Source organism: Bradyrhizobium sp., assembly GCF_019244115.1.
GTDB lineage: Bacteria > Pseudomonadota > Alphaproteobacteria > Rhizobiales > Xanthobacteraceae > Bradyrhizobium.
On the sequence record NZ_JAFATE010000808.1, the window covers coordinates 1 to 15,379 of the forward strand.

At 62.6% G+C, this 15,379-nt stretch carries 17 protein-coding genes and 1 pseudogene; 11 read left to right on the plus strand and 7 right to left on the minus strand.

The features are described from left to right. On the minus strand, positions 1 to 246 hold a 246-nt coding region (locus JOZ76_RS34255; protein ID WP_441300152.1), incomplete at its 3' end, for a flagellin N-terminal helical domain-containing protein. A 360-nt stretch (positions 247 to 606) separates the two neighbouring features. Then, the gene (locus JOZ76_RS34260; protein ID WP_291705805.1) at positions 607 to 1,380 is read right to left on the minus strand and encodes a histidine kinase; all 774 of its coding nucleotides are present in this window, start codon (positions 1,378 to 1,380) and stop codon (positions 607 to 609) included. Between the two features lie 538 nt (positions 1,381 to 1,918). Between JOZ76_RS34260 and JOZ76_RS34265 the strand changes: the two genes are divergently transcribed. The 6 genes from JOZ76_RS34265 to JOZ76_RS34290 all read left to right on the plus strand — a co-directional run bounded on the left by JOZ76_RS34265 (position 1,919) and on the right by JOZ76_RS34290 (position 8,451). Continuing rightward, the gene (locus tag JOZ76_RS34265) at positions 1,919 to 2,635 is read left to right on the plus strand and encodes a Crp/Fnr family transcriptional regulator (protein ID WP_291705806.1); all 717 of its coding nucleotides are present in this window, start codon (positions 1,919 to 1,921) and stop codon (positions 2,633 to 2,635) included. A gap of 294 nt (positions 2,636 to 2,929) precedes the next feature. Next, complete coding sequence (locus JOZ76_RS34270) at positions 2,930 to 3,319, plus strand: response regulator (RefSeq protein ID WP_291705807.1); 390 nt, start codon at positions 2,930 to 2,932, stop codon at positions 3,317 to 3,319. A gap of 266 nt (positions 3,320 to 3,585) precedes the next feature. Beyond that, the gene (locus JOZ76_RS34275; protein ID WP_291705808.1) at positions 3,586 to 3,999 is read left to right on the plus strand and encodes a response regulator; all 414 of its coding nucleotides are present in this window, start codon (positions 3,586 to 3,588) and stop codon (positions 3,997 to 3,999) included. Further along, complete coding sequence (locus JOZ76_RS34280) at positions 3,996 to 6,566, plus strand: hybrid sensor histidine kinase/response regulator (RefSeq protein ID WP_291705809.1); 2,571 nt, start codon at positions 3,996 to 3,998, stop codon at positions 6,564 to 6,566. Before JOZ76_RS34275 ends, JOZ76_RS34280 begins: the two co-directional genes overlap by 4 nt. Before the next feature lie 204 nt (positions 6,567 to 6,770). After that, complete coding sequence (locus JOZ76_RS34285) at positions 6,771 to 7,025, plus strand: hypothetical protein (protein WP_291705810.1); 255 nt, start codon at positions 6,771 to 6,773, stop codon at positions 7,023 to 7,025. A 265-nt stretch (positions 7,026 to 7,290) separates the two neighbouring features. Continuing rightward, positions 7,291 to 8,451, plus strand: coding sequence for a hypothetical protein (locus JOZ76_RS34290; RefSeq protein ID WP_291705811.1), 1,161 nt, complete (start codon positions 7,291 to 7,293; stop codon positions 8,449 to 8,451). 26 nt (positions 8,452 to 8,477) lie between these two features. Here the strand turns inward: JOZ76_RS34290 and JOZ76_RS34295 are convergent, their stop codons facing one another. Next, entirely contained in the window at positions 8,478 to 8,606 is a 129-nt protein-coding gene (locus tag JOZ76_RS34295; RefSeq protein ID WP_291705812.1) for a hypothetical protein, read from the minus strand. 207 nt (positions 8,607 to 8,813) lie between these two features. Between JOZ76_RS34295 and JOZ76_RS34300 the strand changes: the two genes are divergently transcribed. Continuing rightward, positions 8,814 to 9,236, plus strand: coding sequence for a hypothetical protein (locus tag JOZ76_RS34300; RefSeq protein WP_291705813.1), 423 nt, complete (start codon positions 8,814 to 8,816; stop codon positions 9,234 to 9,236). Positions 9,237 to 9,250: 14 nt separating this feature from the next. Here JOZ76_RS34300 and ipdC read toward each other — a convergent pair whose 3' ends face one another. Continuing rightward, on the minus strand, positions 9,251 to 10,888 hold the full coding sequence (ipdC, locus tag JOZ76_RS34305) for an indolepyruvate/phenylpyruvate decarboxylase (protein ID WP_291705814.1): 1,638 nt from the start codon (positions 10,886 to 10,888) through the stop codon (positions 9,251 to 9,253). A gap of 1,047 nt (positions 10,889 to 11,935) precedes the next feature. Here ipdC and JOZ76_RS34310 point away from each other — a divergent pair. The 3 genes from JOZ76_RS34310 (at position 11,936) to JOZ76_RS34320 (ending at position 13,400) form a co-directional block, all read left to right on the plus strand. After that, positions 11,936 to 12,358 carry a hypothetical protein gene (locus JOZ76_RS34310; protein ID WP_291705815.1) on the plus strand — a complete coding sequence of 141 codons (423 nt, stop codon included), beginning with the start codon at positions 11,936 to 11,938 and terminating at the stop codon, positions 12,356 to 12,358. 44 nt (positions 12,359 to 12,402) lie between these two features. After that, positions 12,403 to 12,882, plus strand: coding sequence for a protein kinase domain-containing protein (locus JOZ76_RS34315; protein ID WP_291705816.1), 480 nt, complete (start codon positions 12,403 to 12,405; stop codon positions 12,880 to 12,882). Positions 12,883 to 12,974: 92 nt separating this feature from the next. Further along, positions 12,975 to 13,400, plus strand: coding sequence for a hypothetical protein (locus JOZ76_RS34320; RefSeq protein ID WP_291705817.1), 426 nt, complete (start codon positions 12,975 to 12,977; stop codon positions 13,398 to 13,400). 493 nt (positions 13,401 to 13,893) lie between these two features. On the opposite strand, the gene JOZ76_RS34325 is transcribed toward JOZ76_RS34320, so the two are convergent. Further along, on the minus strand, positions 13,894 to 14,328 hold the full coding sequence (locus tag JOZ76_RS34325; RefSeq protein ID WP_291705818.1) for a type II toxin-antitoxin system VapC family toxin: 435 nt from the start codon (positions 14,326 to 14,328) through the stop codon (positions 13,894 to 13,896). Next, positions 14,328 to 14,582, minus strand: coding sequence for a type II toxin-antitoxin system Phd/YefM family antitoxin (locus tag JOZ76_RS34330; protein WP_291705819.1), 255 nt, complete (start codon positions 14,580 to 14,582; stop codon positions 14,328 to 14,330). Before JOZ76_RS34330 ends, JOZ76_RS34325 begins: the two co-directional genes overlap by 1 nt. A 305-nt stretch (positions 14,583 to 14,887) precedes the next feature. Here JOZ76_RS34330 and JOZ76_RS34335 point away from each other — a divergent pair. Beyond that, a pseudogene (locus tag JOZ76_RS34335) lies at positions 14,888 to 15,119 on the plus strand (hypothetical protein); the annotation flags it as partial. On the opposite strand, the gene JOZ76_RS34340 reads toward JOZ76_RS34335, so the two are convergent. Beyond that, on the minus strand, positions 15,108 to 15,379 hold a 272-nt coding region (locus tag JOZ76_RS34340; RefSeq protein WP_291705820.1), incomplete at its 5' end, for an SDR family oxidoreductase. The pseudogene JOZ76_RS34335 and the gene JOZ76_RS34340 overlap by 12 nt on opposite strands.

The window sequence follows — 15,379 nt, forward strand, 5'->3', positions numbered from 1 at the left end:
GGTGATGCCGGTGTTGGCGGCCTGCAGCACCTGCACGCCGTTGCCGATGCCATCGAGCAGGTTGCCGATGTCGCTGGCGCGGTTGTTGAGCGACTGAGCGGTGAAGAAGTTGGTCGGGTTGTCGAGGGCCGAATTGACCTTCTTGCCGGTGGCGAGGTCATTCTGGGTGGTGGCAAGCAGGTCGGCGGTGGCCTGCAACGACAGCAGGTTCTGGCGCACGGACGCCGAAAGAACAATACCGGACATGGTAGGTTTCCCTTCTGGATTGGACACAATTGACGCTTGGCTTGCGCTTTTCTATGCGCAACACCGCGACACTGGCTCCGAGGTCACTACCTGTCCGTTAAATCGCTCGGCGGGATTTGTGCGAAATCCGCGGGCCGGCGATGTTAATACTAACTGAGCCCTAACTGCTTCGGTAAAGTCGAACTATCGAAGTCGCGGTCGGAGGGTTCGCAGGGCGTCACCACGCGGAGCGCGCACCGGTTCGCGTGCATAGCGCCCGGATCAAACGAAAGGCTGGAGCAGCGCATCGATTGAAGCGGACCCGAGGCGCGCGTGCGGCGTTGCGATATCGCTGCAACATGTCCGCGAGGACGATCGCAGTTAGCGTTCTGCTAACGCTGAAGCGAGGTTTGCTCTCGGGAGGTGAAGCTCGAATGCGGCGTTGCGGCTTGCCTGGCGAACGATCCGCAGCTGAGCGCCGGCTTGTTCGATCCATGCTTCGGCCATCCCGAGGCCATCAACAATCCGCTTCGCGAAATTGTCGACACTGCCTTGGCTGGTCGCGTCGAGCATGATCACGAGATGCCCGCCGTCATTCTCGCCGCCTGGGAGGTCTCCCGCGTCGAGCGCAATCGCCCCTCCGTGCGGCATAGCGCCATGCGCCGCCATGGCGAGACTGAGGAGCGCGACCAGGAGCAGGCCGGGGTCGGCCGCGGCCGCAGGCAGTCCCGTTGCCGCCGAGGATCTGACCTCGGTTTGTCCCTCGAGCGCGGGCCGCAGCAGACGCTCCGCATCCGACACCAGTGCGCCGATATCCACCTCGCGGCATCGCGGCGGCTGACCGCGCTCAAAGGCCTGAAAATACGATGTCAGGCGCGCACCGCGGCTGGCCGCTTCGTCGACCAGCCTGACGACGGCGGCAAGTTGCGGGCGCTCGACGGCAGCCAGCGCGAGGATATCGATCGTGCCGCTCACGACCGTCAGAATGTTGTTGAACTCGTGCAGGATGCCTCCTGCGAGCTCTCCCATGATCGCGATCCGCTGCGCGCGATCCTGGATCGGTCGTAGCTGACCTCGCACAGACTGTGCCGCGGCGCCCGACCGGCTCGGCACCGTCGCGTCCGAGGTCCAATGGCTGTCTTGTGTCTTTCCCACAGAGGCTTCCGCTTTGTCTGACAAGCAATCGGTGATCGGGATCGGCGATCCCTCGGGTGGCGTATCTGACATTCGCGCCGGCACGAACGGCCAAGCGAACGTCGGACATGAGCCACAGGTGAATCCTGAAATTCCCCAGTGTCCTCTCGGTTCTCACCTTCGTAAACGAGTTCGCGGCAAAGTGATATGAATGTCAGAATCGGTACACCAGCGGGGACCAGCGTACCATCCGAACGCCGTCTCTACTTCGGCGGTAAACACATGATTCTGTCTGCCCGTTAGCGTATATAGCGAGCTGACACTCCACAGACGGCCGCACTGCTGGTGTTTGACAGGTCCGCAAGCGCGGCTGTTCGCACGATGGCACGTCCCTGGGATCCTGGCTCGTGCAGGAGCGCAACTGGAAATTCTCCCAATTGATTCTTGCTCTCGATCCGTCGGAAGCTCATATGGTGGTTGTCGTGCATTGACCGCTCGCTTGCCTCGGCGCCGTGAGCGGCAAGTGCAGCTACCGGATCCAAAAGACAGGAGACGGGCTTTGGACATGATCTCTCGTTCTTCGAACGGATTTCTGTCGGCCTTGAGCGCGGACGATTTCGAATTGGTCCGCCCTCATCTGCGAACGGTCGAACTCACGCAGGAACTGGTCCTGATCGAGGCGGGTGAAACGCTCAAGCGCGCATACCTGCCACATCGTGGCGTCATTTCGCTTGTGGTCAACCTGGCAAAGGGCGAGCGGGTCCAGGTCGCGATCATCGGCCGTGACAGCCTTTATGGCGCCTTCGCGGCGCTGGGCGATCCGGTCGCGCTGAACAGCGCGGTCGTGCTCATGCCTGGCGTCGCCTCGACGCTAGACCTCGACCGCCTTCACGCCGCGGCGGAGCAGAGCGCGACGTTCCGCTCGCTGCTGATCCGGCACGGGCTTGCCGTCCATGCCCAGGTCCAGCAAACGGCGGGCTGCAACGCGGCGCATACGGTCGAATCGCGGCTGGCGCGATGTCTGGCGCAGACCTGCGACTTGTCGGGCCATTCGAGGCTCGACCTGACCCAGGAATCGCTGGCCCAGATGATCGGCGCGCGGCGCAACAGCGTTTCTCTCGTAGCCAGCATGCTGCAGCAATCCAATTTCATCCACTATAGCCGCGGCCACATCGAGATCACCAACATGGACGGGCTGACCAAGACCGCGTGCGAATGTTATGCGATCGTCAAATCGCATTACGAGCGGCTGCTGCGCCTGCGCGTCTCCGCGTAGGAGACAGGCGGACGGGGGATAGGTAGCCCGCTCTCTTCCGGCCGATGAGGTCGCGCCCGCGAACCTTGTCGGGCATTTTTCGCTGCAGCCCTGTGGTGCCGACCGGCCGTATGACTACGGACCCGCCGCACGCCTCGCCGGCACGGGGCCGAGTTAACCCGCTCTTCAAGGAGCTCTGCTATTCGTTTCGATGCTGACGAGCGCGAATCCCATAACCCCGGCAAGACGAATTTTCCGTGTGCCGCGATCTCGCCCGTGTTCGGCCGCTTGAGAACTGCGCGGAGCTTTGAAGAGATGGCTTTCGATCTGTCGATGCCGATCCTGGTGGTCGATGACTACAGCACCATGATCCGGATCATCCGCAACCTGCTCAAGCAGCTGGGATTCGAGAACGTCGACGACGCCAACGACGGATCGGCGGCGCTGGCCAAGATGCAGGCCAAGAAATACGGCCTGGTCATCTCGGACTGGAACATGGAACCGATGACCGGCTACGACCTGCTGCGCGAAGTTCGCGCCAGCCCCGAACTTTCCAAGACTCCGTTCATCATGATCACGGCGGAATCCAAGACCGAGAACGTCATCGCCGCGAAGAAAGCCGGTGTCAGCAACTATATCGTCAAGCCGTTCAATGCCGCCACGCTCAAGACCAAGCTCGAGGCGGTGTTCGGGCCCGCCGAGTAGCATCGGCAGCACGCCGCGTCTGGCGTTGGTCCGGCGCCTGCCGCTATCTTCCGCACGTCGGATCCAGTTCCACCGAGTCCTGAAGGCTGGCCTGATCCTTCACGCCGGACCGCTTCGTCGCCGGGTCCGCTGTAGCGCCGTCGCCGGCGCCCGCGCGCCGTAGTTCTACGGAACACGAAGTTTACGCCGGGGTAGAGGCTCGCGCCTCATAAATTCGGCCTCGGCATGCGCAGAACGCGCGGGGGGCGCCGAAAGCGGACATCAGCATGCGCAACGAACTTCTCGCCATCGAGGACGCCGAACTGCATTTGTCGATCCTACGCAAGATCGCCGCGCAGGCCGGCTTCACGACGACAAGCGCAAACTCGCTCGACAGCGCCGCGAGCCTGCTGGAGCAACGCTCGTTTGGCGTGATCACGCTCGATCTTTCGCTCGGCGAGCAGTCCGGCATCGAGATCCTAAAGCTGCTTGCGCGGATGAAATGCGGCACTCCGGTGCTGGTCATCAGCGCCTCCGACGACGACGCGCTCTCCGATGTCGTCCGGATCGGCAACGACTTCAACCTCAATCTCTATCCGCCGATCCCAAAGCCGATCAACCTCGCCGTGCTTCGGCAGGCGCTGCTTCAGATCGCCGGTGACGCCGCGCGGCACGACCTCGCAACGGCAGGCGAGACATGATACAGGGGCCGGCGCGCAGACGCCTGTTCGGTGCCGTCGGCGCCATCGCGCTCGCGCTGATCGCGACGATCGCCGGCACCAACCTGTTCTTCCTCGGCAACCTGCGCGAGAGCACGCTGCAGACCGCCGAGACCAACCTGGCCCGCTACAGCCTGACGCTCGCCGAAAACGCGGACCGCTCGTTCAAGTCGGTCGACCTCGTGCTGTCGAGCATCGCCGACTACATCGCCCGCAAGGGCGTGCTCGACGACGACAGCTACCGCGTGGCGGTCTCCGACCGCGAGACGCACTTCCTGCTGCGTGAGAAGATCGCAGGCCTGCCGCAGATCGACGCGTTGACCGTCATCGACGCCCGGGGCAAGCTGCTCAATTTCTCGCGCTATTGGCCGATTCCCGACGTCAACGTTTCCGACCGCGACTATTTCAAGGCGCTGAAGCTCGATGACGGGCCACAGAGCTTCGTCAGCGCGCCGGTGCAGAACCGCGGCAACGGCACCTGGAACGTCTATCTGGCGCGGCGGCTGAATGATCCGCACGGCCACTTCATGGGCCTTCTGCTCGGCGCGATCTCGGTGCCCTATTTCGAGAATTTTTTCGGCTCGACCTCGCTCGGCCTCGACACCGCGATCTCGCTGGTACGCGAAGACGGCCTCCTGCTGGCGCATTTTCCGCCGAACAACGATATCGGCAACCCGTCCTCGGGTTTTGGCCAGCGCGCGCTTGCCGCGGGCGGAACGATCCGCGAGATCGGTCGCAAGGAGCGCAAGATGCGCCTGCGAGCCGCCAAGATGCTGCCGGGCTACCCGGCGTTGGTGGTGGTCTCGCAATCGGAGGACAATGCGCTGCAGAGCTGGCGCGGCATGGCGACGTTGATGATCGCGATGTCGCTGATCAGCGCGATTGCCGTGATCGTCGCCGCAACGATGATCGCTCGCCGCTGGAACCGGCACGAGAATCTGATCCGCACAGCTGAAGGCGCGAACGCCGCCAAGACGACGTTCCTGGCCATGATGAGCCATGAGATCCGCACCCCGATGAACGCGGTGCTCGGCATGGCGACGACGCTGCTCGAGACCCATCTGAACGCCGAGCAGCGGCGCTACGTCGTCGCGATCCACAATGCCGGCGACAGCCTGCTCGAAATCCTCAACGACATTCTGGATTTCTCCAAGCTCGAATCGGGCCAGCTGACCCTGGAGCACATCGCCTTCTCCGCCGAGGCGATGGTGCAGAATACGCTAAGCATCATCGGCCCGCGGGCGACTGCGAAGGATCTAGCGATCAGGAGCATCAGTGATCCGACGCTGCCGCCAGCGCTGGTTGGTGATGCCGGCCGGATCCGCCAGGTGCTGCTGAACCTGGTTTCCAACGCGGTGAAGTTCACCGCGGCAGGCGAAATCGTCGTCTCGACGCGATGCATCGCAATCAACGATCAGACGGCGACCATCGAATGGACGGTGAGCGACAGCGGGATCGGCATTGCGCCGGAGAATATCGGCGCACTCTTCACCAATTTCGTGCAGGCCGACAACTCGATCAACCGTCGCTTCGGAGGCTCTGGCCTCGGGCTCGCCATCTGCAAGCGCCTGACCGAGCAGATGGGGGGCGAGATCGGTGTTACGTCGACGCCGGGGAAAGGCTCGGTGTTCAGCTTCCGCCTGACGCTCCCGGTGGCAGAGGCCATCGCGGCGCCGGAGCGGAACGACGAAGCCGCGTATGCGGCGCTGCGCCTGCGGATCGCGGCGATCGGCCGCCCGCTGCGGACGCTGATTGTAGACGACAACCCGACCAATCGGCTGCTCGCCGCCAAGATGCTCAAGGAGTTCGACATCCAGACCGACATCGCCTGCGATGGCGCGGAAGCCGTCACGGCCGCGAACCGTTTCAGCTACGACCTGATCCTGATGGACGTGCGGATGCCGGAGATGGACGGTTTTCAGGCCACGCGGACGATCCGCGCGCGCGGCGGGCGACTCGCCAGCATCCCCGTCATCGCTTTCACCGCCAACGCGTTTCCCGAAGACATCCAGGCCTGCCACGATGCCGGGATGAACGACTTAGTGGTCAAGCCGGCGCGCAAGAGGGCGCTGGTCGATGCCATCCTTCGCACCCTGCCCGATCCCGCGGCGACGGAACGGCTCTCCGAATGCGCGGCCCCGCCGCTCGCGATCGCCGTGACAACGCCCGTGGTGACCTGGTCGGCCGAAGCGGAACTCGATCGCGCGGCGTTCGAGGAATTGGCCGAGGAAATCGGACGCGATGGTGCGTGCGAAATTCGCGCGGTGTTCTTCGCCGAGACCGAGGCCAGGCTGAAACTGCTGCGCCGGCTTTCGCTCAATGCCGACCGCGCGCGGATCGGCCGCGAGGCCCATTCGCTGAAGAGCGCGGCCGCAACCTTTGGCTATCGCCGGCTCGCGACCTTCGCCCGACAAATCGAGAAGAGCGCGGACCAGCTTTCACGCGAAGAATATCTGGAACTGCTCGATGACGTCGATCGCGCCTATGCCGCTGGCCGCGCCCTCGACCGGCAATGCGAGGAGCAACCAAGCACGATCGCCGCGGAGTGAGACGCTCCTGTTGCAACGAGCCTCCTTGCAATGTGACGGCGGCACGCGTCCGTCGTGATGCTGCGGCCGTACTTCTACGGCGCTCGATTTTCACACACGGCTAATGATGAATTGGGAGAGTGACGAGTGCCCGCTTTCCGACGTCCGCGCCCGATCGCTTCAGGGACTTCAGATCGGCGCGGCACCAGGGCACAGGAGCGCTCCATGTTCAAGTATGAGACGGCGAACCAGAAGGAAGTCCGGCGTTTCCGCATCGCGCAGTTCAACGGCAGGCCCGCGACCGTGAAGGCGGGCGGCGCGACCGTCACCGGCCTCGTGCGCGCCGTGCAGGAGATCGAGGCCAGCGATCCGCCACGCTGGACGATCACCATCATTCCGACCCCGCCAAAGGAAAAGACCGAGATGCGGCGTACCGCGGTCGCCGCCGGCCGGGGCTGGTCGCAGAACGCCACCCGCTGACGAGGCCCACTTGCGCCGTCGTGCAACGGAGGGAACGACCCCCGAAAGCGTCGGACAGCGGGAACGGCCGCGACACATCCGTAGGTTGAATCGTCCGGCGTGCCTCATCTAACTTGCGAAAATATTTCGGTTTTCTTGCTCGAATGGCGCATTTTTAGCGTGATTCATGCGATCGGCTTAATCAGCCGCCAACGGTTTCCGTGAAATTATGGGGCGTGTGCGCCGCGTGACGGCGCCATTTCGCCAAACGCGGATTATGATACCGATGGCGCGGCCCGACCAGATATGGGACTTCCTGCAGCGGCTGACGCCGCTGACGCGGAGCTGTCTGCTCGCGGAGCTCGAGCGGCTGGAGCTGTGCGGCGTTGATATGCCCAACACGTCGGATATCCAGGCCAAGCTGCGCGCCGAGTTCCGCAAGGACGGAACGACCCAGAACCGCGCGACTCCTTCGCGCTACTTCTTCGCGCCGCTCGAACCGCTGCTCGTCGATGGCGCGCCGGAGCACGCCAATTCGGGGCGGATCGCGCGTGGCTCGCTGACACCGATCTGGGAATGGATCTGTCACGACCTGCTGCGGACGATGGCGCGCGACTACAACACGCACATGAAAGACCTGATTGCCGGCGATCGGCAGCGCGAGGCGCAACAGGCCGCCGCGGCGTTTCAGGTCAAAGTCGTCAAGTCGCTCGAGGGCACGCTCGGCACCCCTGACGGCGCGGCACAGGCCCGCGCCAGGCTCGCGGCCTATACGGCGTCGCCGGCGGTGCATGGCGATCTGACCAAGATTCTCGTCGCGCTGCGCGCCCGCGAGGCACTCGCGAAATTCAATGACGGGCTGCCGACCAAGCTGACGAAATTCGACGACGCGCAGGTCGCCAAGGTGATGGCGCTGCTGGATTCCTTCGCCAAGAAGAATGCCGATGCGGTCGCCTTCGCGCTGGCGCTGGTCGCCTTGCGTCTGAGGACGCCATGGCAGCTGATCCGCCTCGCCACCAAGGCGGCCCGCAGCAAGAAGGCCGTTGACGTCGCCGCTACGCCCTACGCCATCGCGGTCGCGATGGTGCTCGACCGGCTCGAAGACAAGCGCCTGGTGCTGCGGCTCGCGCTGAAACACAACCGCGTCCTGATCGCGCGCGACACCCTGACCGAAATCTACGACACCGAATACGCCCTGCAGGTGCGGATCGACGAATTCGACGCCTCCGATTGGGGCCAGCGGCTGCATGACATCATGGATACGATTGCGGCCCTGGTCGAGGCCGAGGTCAGCCGGTTTCCGGACGAGGTCGGCCACGTCCTGGGATCGCGCAGCCTGCGCCATCATCAGTCGTTCGGTGGCCGCCTGACCTATCTCGCCTGGAAGGGACGCGACGCGATCACCGACAGCGTGTCGTTCTGCAAGGGGCTGATCGGCCAGAGCTGATCCATCACCCTGCCCGGCACGGCCGATCAGCGCGGGGGCCCCTGCTCCGACTGCGCGTCCTGCCCTTCGGCGCGCGCCATGGTCAGGAAGCGCGCCAGGAAGCGTCCTGAGAACACGAATCGCAGCCACCAATAAGCCAACCGACGCGTCGACATCGCCTGCAGCCTTCGATCCCCTGGTCGTCCCCGACGGCGTCAGCGATAGCGCCGATTTTTTCCGGCGCGTGTGGCATGCTTCACATCTTTGCGTCATCTGCGCTTTGCCGTTTACAGGCGCTACTGTCATACCGATGATGGCGGTACTTGAATCCTGTGGACGCGGCCGCTTGTCGAAGTGACCGCGCGACGAGACCGGAGAAGGCGATGCAGCGGGCGATGGTTTCCCTGATGACGGTTTTGGCGCTGGCAAGCGCGCTGCTGGTTGCGACCGGCGCAGCGGCGCAGACGGCTCCGAACGCGGCGGCCACGCCGACGCCCGACAACGCGGTCATGGTCACCATCTTTTTGAAGCACGATCAGTCGCGTCCGCTCGGCGAGCTCAATGCCCAGCTCGACAGGCAGGGTTTTTACAAGGCCTTTCCGCCCGACGGCGTCGAGGTGGTGAGCTGGTATGTGATGATGGGGATCGGGCAGGTCGTGACGCTGCGCCTGCCGGCCTCGCGGCTGCGCGAGATCAACCGCATCATCGAGACCAGCGCCTGGGGCGCGTATCACACCGAATTCTATCCGACCTACGACTACAAGCCTGTTGGTATCGAGAACCACGAGAAGGCGCAGCAGAAGTAACAGCTCTTCCCTGCCTATCCTTTCGCCAGGCGTTCGCGCGCCGACTTGAAGCCGGCGACGAAGCGCGCGAGCGTATCCGAGGTCACGCCGCGCGGCAGCATCACCTCGATCAGCGAGAACGTTCCGCGCCGCGCCACCGCCCGTTCGAGCGCCGCTGTCAGTTCGGCGCGCGTCGTGACGCGTTCGCCGGCGCCGCCGATCGACGCCGCGACCTCGGCAAAATGCCAGTCGTCGAGATCGTTGAAGCGCGATTCCGGCTGGAACACCCTGAGCATTTCCCAGCTGCAATTGTTGAACAGCACGACGATCGGATCGAGGGCGTAGCGGCGGCAATTGCCGAGCTCCCATCCGGTCATCTGAAAGGCGCCGTCGCCGACCAGGATCAGCGGGCGAAGGCCGGTCGCCGCGACGCCGATGCCGGCGGGCACGCCAAAACCCATGCCGGCGTAATAGCCAGGCGCGGCCAGCGCGGTGTTGTCGATCTCCATCGCAGTGAACAGGCAGTCGCCGATGTCGGCGGTCATCGGCATCTTGCCGTGACGATCGAACAGGTCGTTGATTGCGGTCGCGATGTCCGAGGGCTGGATCGGCGCAGCATCGGCCGGCAGGCCGCGCGGATAAACCGCGCGCGCTTTCGTCTGCGGCGCGGAGGCCGGGCGCGGTTTGGCCCGCGCTTCGAGCCCGGCGACCAGATCGGCGAGCGGCATGTCGCGATAGGTGTGATGGCCGATCTGTACTTCGCGGCTGGAGGCCATGATGGTGCGGCGGGGATCCGGCGCACGGTTCGACAGCGCAAAATTGGTGTCGGAGAGGATGACGCCGAGCATCAGCAGGAGATCGGCATCGTCGACGAGGCGCGTGATCGCGCCATCGCCGGCGGCGCCGAGATAGGTGCCGGACACGACGTCGTCGGCCTGTTCGAGCAGCCCGCGCCCCATGAAAGTGGTGACCAGCGGAATGTTGAGCTTTCGCGCCAGGGCTGCGATGCGCTCCTCGACGCCATAACGGCGGATCTCGACGTCGACCACGGCAACCGGCGCCGAGGCCGCGTTGATCCGCGCCAGAATCTCCTCGACGCATTCGGCCAGCGCCTCCGGATCGGCCGCGCGCGGCGGCAGCGGCACGACAGGCTCGACCTCGACGCCCACCATGTCGCGGGGAAATTCGAGATAGACGGGCAGCGACATTTCGCGGGCGCTGCGCAGCACGCGCGCGATCTGCGCGGGCGCGGTCAGAGGATCGGTCAGCACCGCCTGGTCGCAGGTGATCTCCCTGAACACCGCGAGCTGGGTGTCGATGGTGCGCGCCTGATGATGCAACAGAAAGCCGGAAAGGCGCTCGCGCGCGCCCGGGGCGCCAGCGACGACGACCACCGGCGAACGCTCGGCATAGGCGCCGGCGATCGCATTGACCACGTTGAACGCACCCGCGCCATAGGTGACGACGGCGACGCCGAGCCCGCCACGATATCGCGCCGACGCATCCGCCGCAAAGCCGACTGCCGGCTCGTGGCTGAGCGTGAAATTCGGCAAAATGTTGCTGTCCTCGATCACCTTGTAGAGCGGCAGCACGAAGTCGCCGGGTATGCCGAAAATTTCGCGAGCGCCGTGGTCCTTCAGGGCGGAGAGCAGGGCAGTGGCGAGCGTGGGCATGAGGAGATCCTGAGCAAGGTTTTCGCGATCTTGGTCCGGCAAATGGCGAAAATCCAGTCCGGCAGCGCTGCAAAATTCGAACGGAAGTCGAGATCGTCACTCGCGGTCTGAGCGGCGCCATCGTCATTGCGACCGAAGCAAACAATCCAGACAATCAACGCGGCGAGACCTTCGATTGCTTCGGAGCTAACGCTGCTCGCAATGACGGTGCCCGTTCAGACACGCACCAGCCATCTCGCGGCGCGTTATCGCGTCCGAGCTTTGCATCAATCATGTCCCTCCAGAAGCAGAGGGCGCAGGGAATGCCGGGTGAAGGCCTCACCCATGGCCCCCGTGCAGTAAAAAAGCACGGGGAAGGAACCACAGGTTCAGCCGAATCATCCGGCATTCCCTGCGCGATGGCTTTACGGCTTATACCGCGCTCTCCTCGGGGACCGGGCTTTCTTGCCCCCGTCGCGCGCGAGCTTCGTAAGGCTCGCGAACTTGGCACCAGCGTCGGGGTGCCAGGACCACACGGTTTTACCGTACGCGACGGTCTCAGTCGTCCGCGCAAAAAAAGCGCGCTGGGACCATCGCGTCCACCGCATCCCGCCTCAACGTTCGTGACGACGCGCAACGCCCCTCTTGGTGAGGCGGGACGGGGAGAGGAAATCATAAAATACCGAAAAACGGAAGCAAAATGTTTATGCGCGGAGGACTGGACAGGCACGCGCGCGCGTGCCGTGATTTGCCCGTCGGGCACGCCGGTTGATGCAGCGAATAGCTCGCGTGAGTACAAGCGATACGCTGGGCGAAGGCAAGAAAGCCCGGATGTTGTTCGCCCATCTGGATACGCCTTCGTGACGACGGTGAAGCTAGCTTGATCCGTTGCACTCGCATGGAGGGTCGAAGAGACCCCCGCTATTCTTGTTATGTTCCCAACCGCAAGCCGGCAACCAGTTGAATTGCGAACTCGAATCACAACAATCTCCGATACATCCAGAGTACCCGTCTCATCCTTAGCGACAAATTGTCGAGAACTCGCCCGCAGCCCTTGTGTGACTGAAGATGAAAGCTACAGGTTTCAACTTCCAAAAGGGGCGGATTCGCCTTGTTACGTTGGAGTGGCAGAACGACAAGCCTGCGTTCGTCAGTAGGAAGCTAGTTGATATCGACCCTGAGCTGCCACTGACAGAACTGGCGGACAGATATGTGGCCCACCTTCGCGGACTATTTGACGAAGTAGCCTCCGACTTGATCGCTGTTAGACAGGTATATGAGTCCGACAGCTTGGATGCTTCCACCACGCAAATAATGCCTTTGGGACTGTTGGCTTTCATTTGCCACGAGAAAAACTTGCCCCTGGTTGCGTACACACCCCCGAGCCTACGAAGCGGAAAGGCGTTTGGTTTGGAGAAGTCGCAGAAGCCGATGGAGCATGTAGACGCGATTTTCGGAGAGCATCCGCCATATTGGGATGGCGTTCACTGAGGCGCCCTTCTCGTGGCGTGGAAGGCGCTGCGGGAAGCTCACGAATGAAACTTCAAATCAACCAGCAACTCGGCAAGTACGTAACGCAGCAGCATCTTGGCCAAGGACGATTTGGCACCGTCTACAGGATGCAAGACTCTCTTGTCGCCAGAGAGTGCGCCCTGAAAATCGTTCCAAACAAAAATCCCAACGAGTTCAAAGAACACTATGAGGGACAAATCCTGCACAAATGCAGGCACGAGTACATCGTTGGCGTTAACTCCGTCGATGTCTTGCAATTGCCTACGGGCGAACTCTACGCCGTTATCGACATGGAGTATTGCCCTGACGGCTCAGTGCAAGACCTCCTGGAGCGAGAGTTCATTTCTGTCCGCAGATCGCTAAAGATTATGATTGATGCGTGCTTCGGCCTAGAGCACGCCCATCGCCAATCAATACTCCATCGCGACTTCAAACTAGCAAACATCATGGTGACGGGCCACCGCTTCAAGCTGAGCGACTTCGGGGTCGCAAAACGGATCTAGCAGCTAGCGGAGCGGGCACGCCGGTCTATTGGGCTCCTGAAGTTACCCTGAACAACACAACGAACGTCACAACCGAAGTGTCCTCGGCTGGAATGACACTCTTTCAGCTTTGCAACAACTATCAGGACCTTTCGCAGGAATTTTCTATCGATGTAGCTAAAGCAGGCAAACTCATAGAGAAGGCCGGGTACAAGGAATACGTTCCGAAGCGGGTTCGCACTATCTGTAACAAGGCGTGCGCCGTCGATCCCGCCCGCAGATACCAAAGCATTGAAGAACTGCGCCAAGCCATGGAGCGTTTGCGTGTTGCTCAAGACTGGCACATCCAGGCCGACCTTCAATGGAAGGCAAAGATCGGAACTCAATTGCACGAAATGGTCACGGACGGGAACGGGCCCGTAACTTGCGTGTACTTGGTGAACCAGCGTCGAAAAAACGCAAACTGCACCGTGGTTTCAAACGTTGATGAAGCGCGACTCCATCATTATCGATGGGTTGCGAACAATACTCTTAGCTAATCCATCCTGATCGCTGGAGTTGGGACATTCTCGGCGGTTCAGCCCGTAGGGCGGATTAGTACTACTGCGTCACAAAGCAGGTCTGTCCCCTCATTCCCAGGGAGCGCGTCTTCGCCGCGTCTCGAAGGATGAGGCCACGGTCGGGCCTCATGGTTCGAGACGCCGCGCAAGAGGCGCGGCTCCTCACCATGAGGGTTTAATGACGCAGTAAGATTAGCGAAGCGTAATCCGCCGCTCCATCGCTCGGTCTCGTTGCGGCGCCCGCAAATTTGGATTTTCGCGAACAATCTTGCGGGCTCCGGCACCGGTCGCAAGCCCCGTGCGAAGCGAGACGGTCGACCGTCCGGAAAGCAGCAGGCTCGTCGGGAGATCGCCCTCTGGAGAAGCTCGTAGGGCGGATCAGCGGAGCGCAATCCGCCACTTGCTCGCTCGGTCTCCGAAGCGCCGGTCACGCCACGCTCCCGCCGCACGAGCTACGCACTCCGATCGGCCGTTACGGTAGCTGGCCGCCCTGCTCGGGATCCCATGGATTGATGAGCGGGACACCAGCACGTGCGAAGTCCGCAAGGTTGCGTGTAGCGACCGTCAGGCCATGGACCAACGCAGTGGCGGCAATCATGGCGTCCCGCTCGGCGAGCCGATCAGGAACGTGAAGCCGCGCGCATCGTTGGGCTATGACCGTATCGATTACGAGGACTCGTCCCTCAAAACGGGAGAGAATGTGGTTGTCGATCCAGGCGCGAAGCATGGCACCTTGCGCCGCGTCCTTGCGGGCGATCAGTTGCGCGCCAAGTTCGATTTCAAGGATCGAGATGACGGATATGAAAATGCTCGCGACCGGCAGCGCATTCGCCCAGGCGACAACGTTGCGATCAGCCCTGTCCGGCCGCCGCAGTTCGGAAATGACGTTGGTGTCGAGCAGGAACATCAGCCCAGATCGGCCGATTTGAACAGTCCGCTCCCGAGTCGCGGCGGGTCGAATTCGAGATCAGCACCGGGCTGGGCGAGTGCTTCGGCCAGGCTCTGATGTTCGCCGGTCAGACGCTGATAGTCCTCGATCGTCAGCAGGACATGGGCAGGTCTGCCGCGGTCCGTGATGAACACCGGGCCTTTCCGCGCGGCCTTCTTGGCACCGCTGGTATCCTGATTGAACTCTCGGCTGGTGAGCGTAGTCACCTTCATATGCGTCTCCCACTTACCGTGCCTTTGAGTGGGAGAATAGGTAGTCACGTTGCTACATTCAAGATCTTTGCGATGGTGGGGAGGCGGCCGAAATCCCGCGCAGCTCATAGGGCGGATTAGCTCAGCACAGCATAATCCCCGCTTCCTGCCTCGGTCTCGATCGGCCGGTTACGTGCCCTAAACCACGCAACGCGTTGCTTGGGGAAGGGTGTAGCCCCAAACTCAATGCGGTGAATTTGGACCCCCCACCCACGACCCCTTCCCGCAAGGTGGAGGGGGGCCGAGGTGCACGCGGCCAGATTTGAGCCAAGGCGCTCTCTCCGGAGATCCTGAGCCTGGTGGAGAGCCGGCTCAGGTCCGGGCGCCCTCATCGTCACCGACAACGCCGATGACAGCCCCGATGGTCTGGCGCACATCCGCGCGCCCGGCAGCAGCGGCTACATGTCGACGCCGTTCGCCGAAGATGTCGGAATGTCGATGGGGCTCGGCTCGCGCGTGCGAGCGATATTGGAGGCCCCGGCGCCTTCAGTTGATTGAGGGCGATTTTCCTCCGTCAATCCGCAGGTTTGTTCCGTTCACATACGCGGCCAGCGGGCTGACCACGAACGCGACCAGATCGGCGACTTCCTTGGGCCTCCCAAGCCGCTTGAGCGTCCTGTCGCCCAAGATGTCATCGAACCATCTGCGCTGTATGGTCTCCCAATCGTCGCCCCAGGAACGCTTTTTGGCTTCGTCACGCAGTATCTTCTCGACGTTGGGCGTATGAATGAGGCCTGGCGAAATCGTATTGACTGTCA

What these genes read in the sequence shown, in the direction of transcription:
- JOZ76_RS34270 (WP_291705807.1), top strand. Translation starts at nt 2,930, where the DNA reads ATGGCTTTCGATCTGTCGATGCCGATCCTGGTGGTCGATGACTACAGC.
- JOZ76_RS34275 (WP_291705808.1), top strand. Translation starts at nt 3,586, where the DNA reads ATGCGCAACGAACTTCTCGCCATCGAGGACGCCGAACTGCATTTGTCG.
- JOZ76_RS34280 (WP_291705809.1), top strand. Translation starts at nt 3,996, where the DNA reads ATGATACAGGGGCCGGCGCGCAGACGCCTGTTCGGTGCCGTCGGCGCC.
- JOZ76_RS34285 (WP_291705810.1), top strand. Translation starts at nt 6,771, where the DNA reads ATGTTCAAGTATGAGACGGCGAACCAGAAGGAAGTCCGGCGTTTCCGC.
- JOZ76_RS34290 (WP_291705811.1), top strand. Translation starts at nt 7,291, where the DNA reads ATGGCGCGGCCCGACCAGATATGGGACTTCCTGCAGCGGCTGACGCCG.
- JOZ76_RS34295 (WP_291705812.1), bottom strand. Translation starts at nt 8,606, where the DNA reads ATGTCGACGCGTCGGTTGGCTTATTGGTGGCTGCGATTCGTGTTCTCA.
- JOZ76_RS34300 (WP_291705813.1), top strand. Translation starts at nt 8,814, where the DNA reads ATGCAGCGGGCGATGGTTTCCCTGATGACGGTTTTGGCGCTGGCAAGC.
- ipdC (WP_291705814.1), bottom strand. Translation starts at nt 10,888, where the DNA reads ATGCCCACGCTCGCCACTGCCCTGCTCTCCGCCCTGAAGGACCACGGC.
- JOZ76_RS34310 (WP_291705815.1), top strand. Translation starts at nt 11,936, where the DNA reads ATGAAAGCTACAGGTTTCAACTTCCAAAAGGGGCGGATTCGCCTTGTT.
- JOZ76_RS34315 (WP_291705816.1), top strand. Translation starts at nt 12,403, where the DNA reads ATGAAACTTCAAATCAACCAGCAACTCGGCAAGTACGTAACGCAGCAG.
- JOZ76_RS34320 (WP_291705817.1), top strand. Translation starts at nt 12,975, where the DNA reads ATGACACTCTTTCAGCTTTGCAACAACTATCAGGACCTTTCGCAGGAA.
- JOZ76_RS34325 (WP_291705818.1), bottom strand. Translation starts at nt 14,328, where the DNA reads ATGTTCCTGCTCGACACCAACGTCATTTCCGAACTGCGGCGGCCGGAC.
- JOZ76_RS34330 (WP_291705819.1), bottom strand. Translation starts at nt 14,582, where the DNA reads ATGAAGGTGACTACGCTCACCAGCCGAGAGTTCAATCAGGATACCAGC.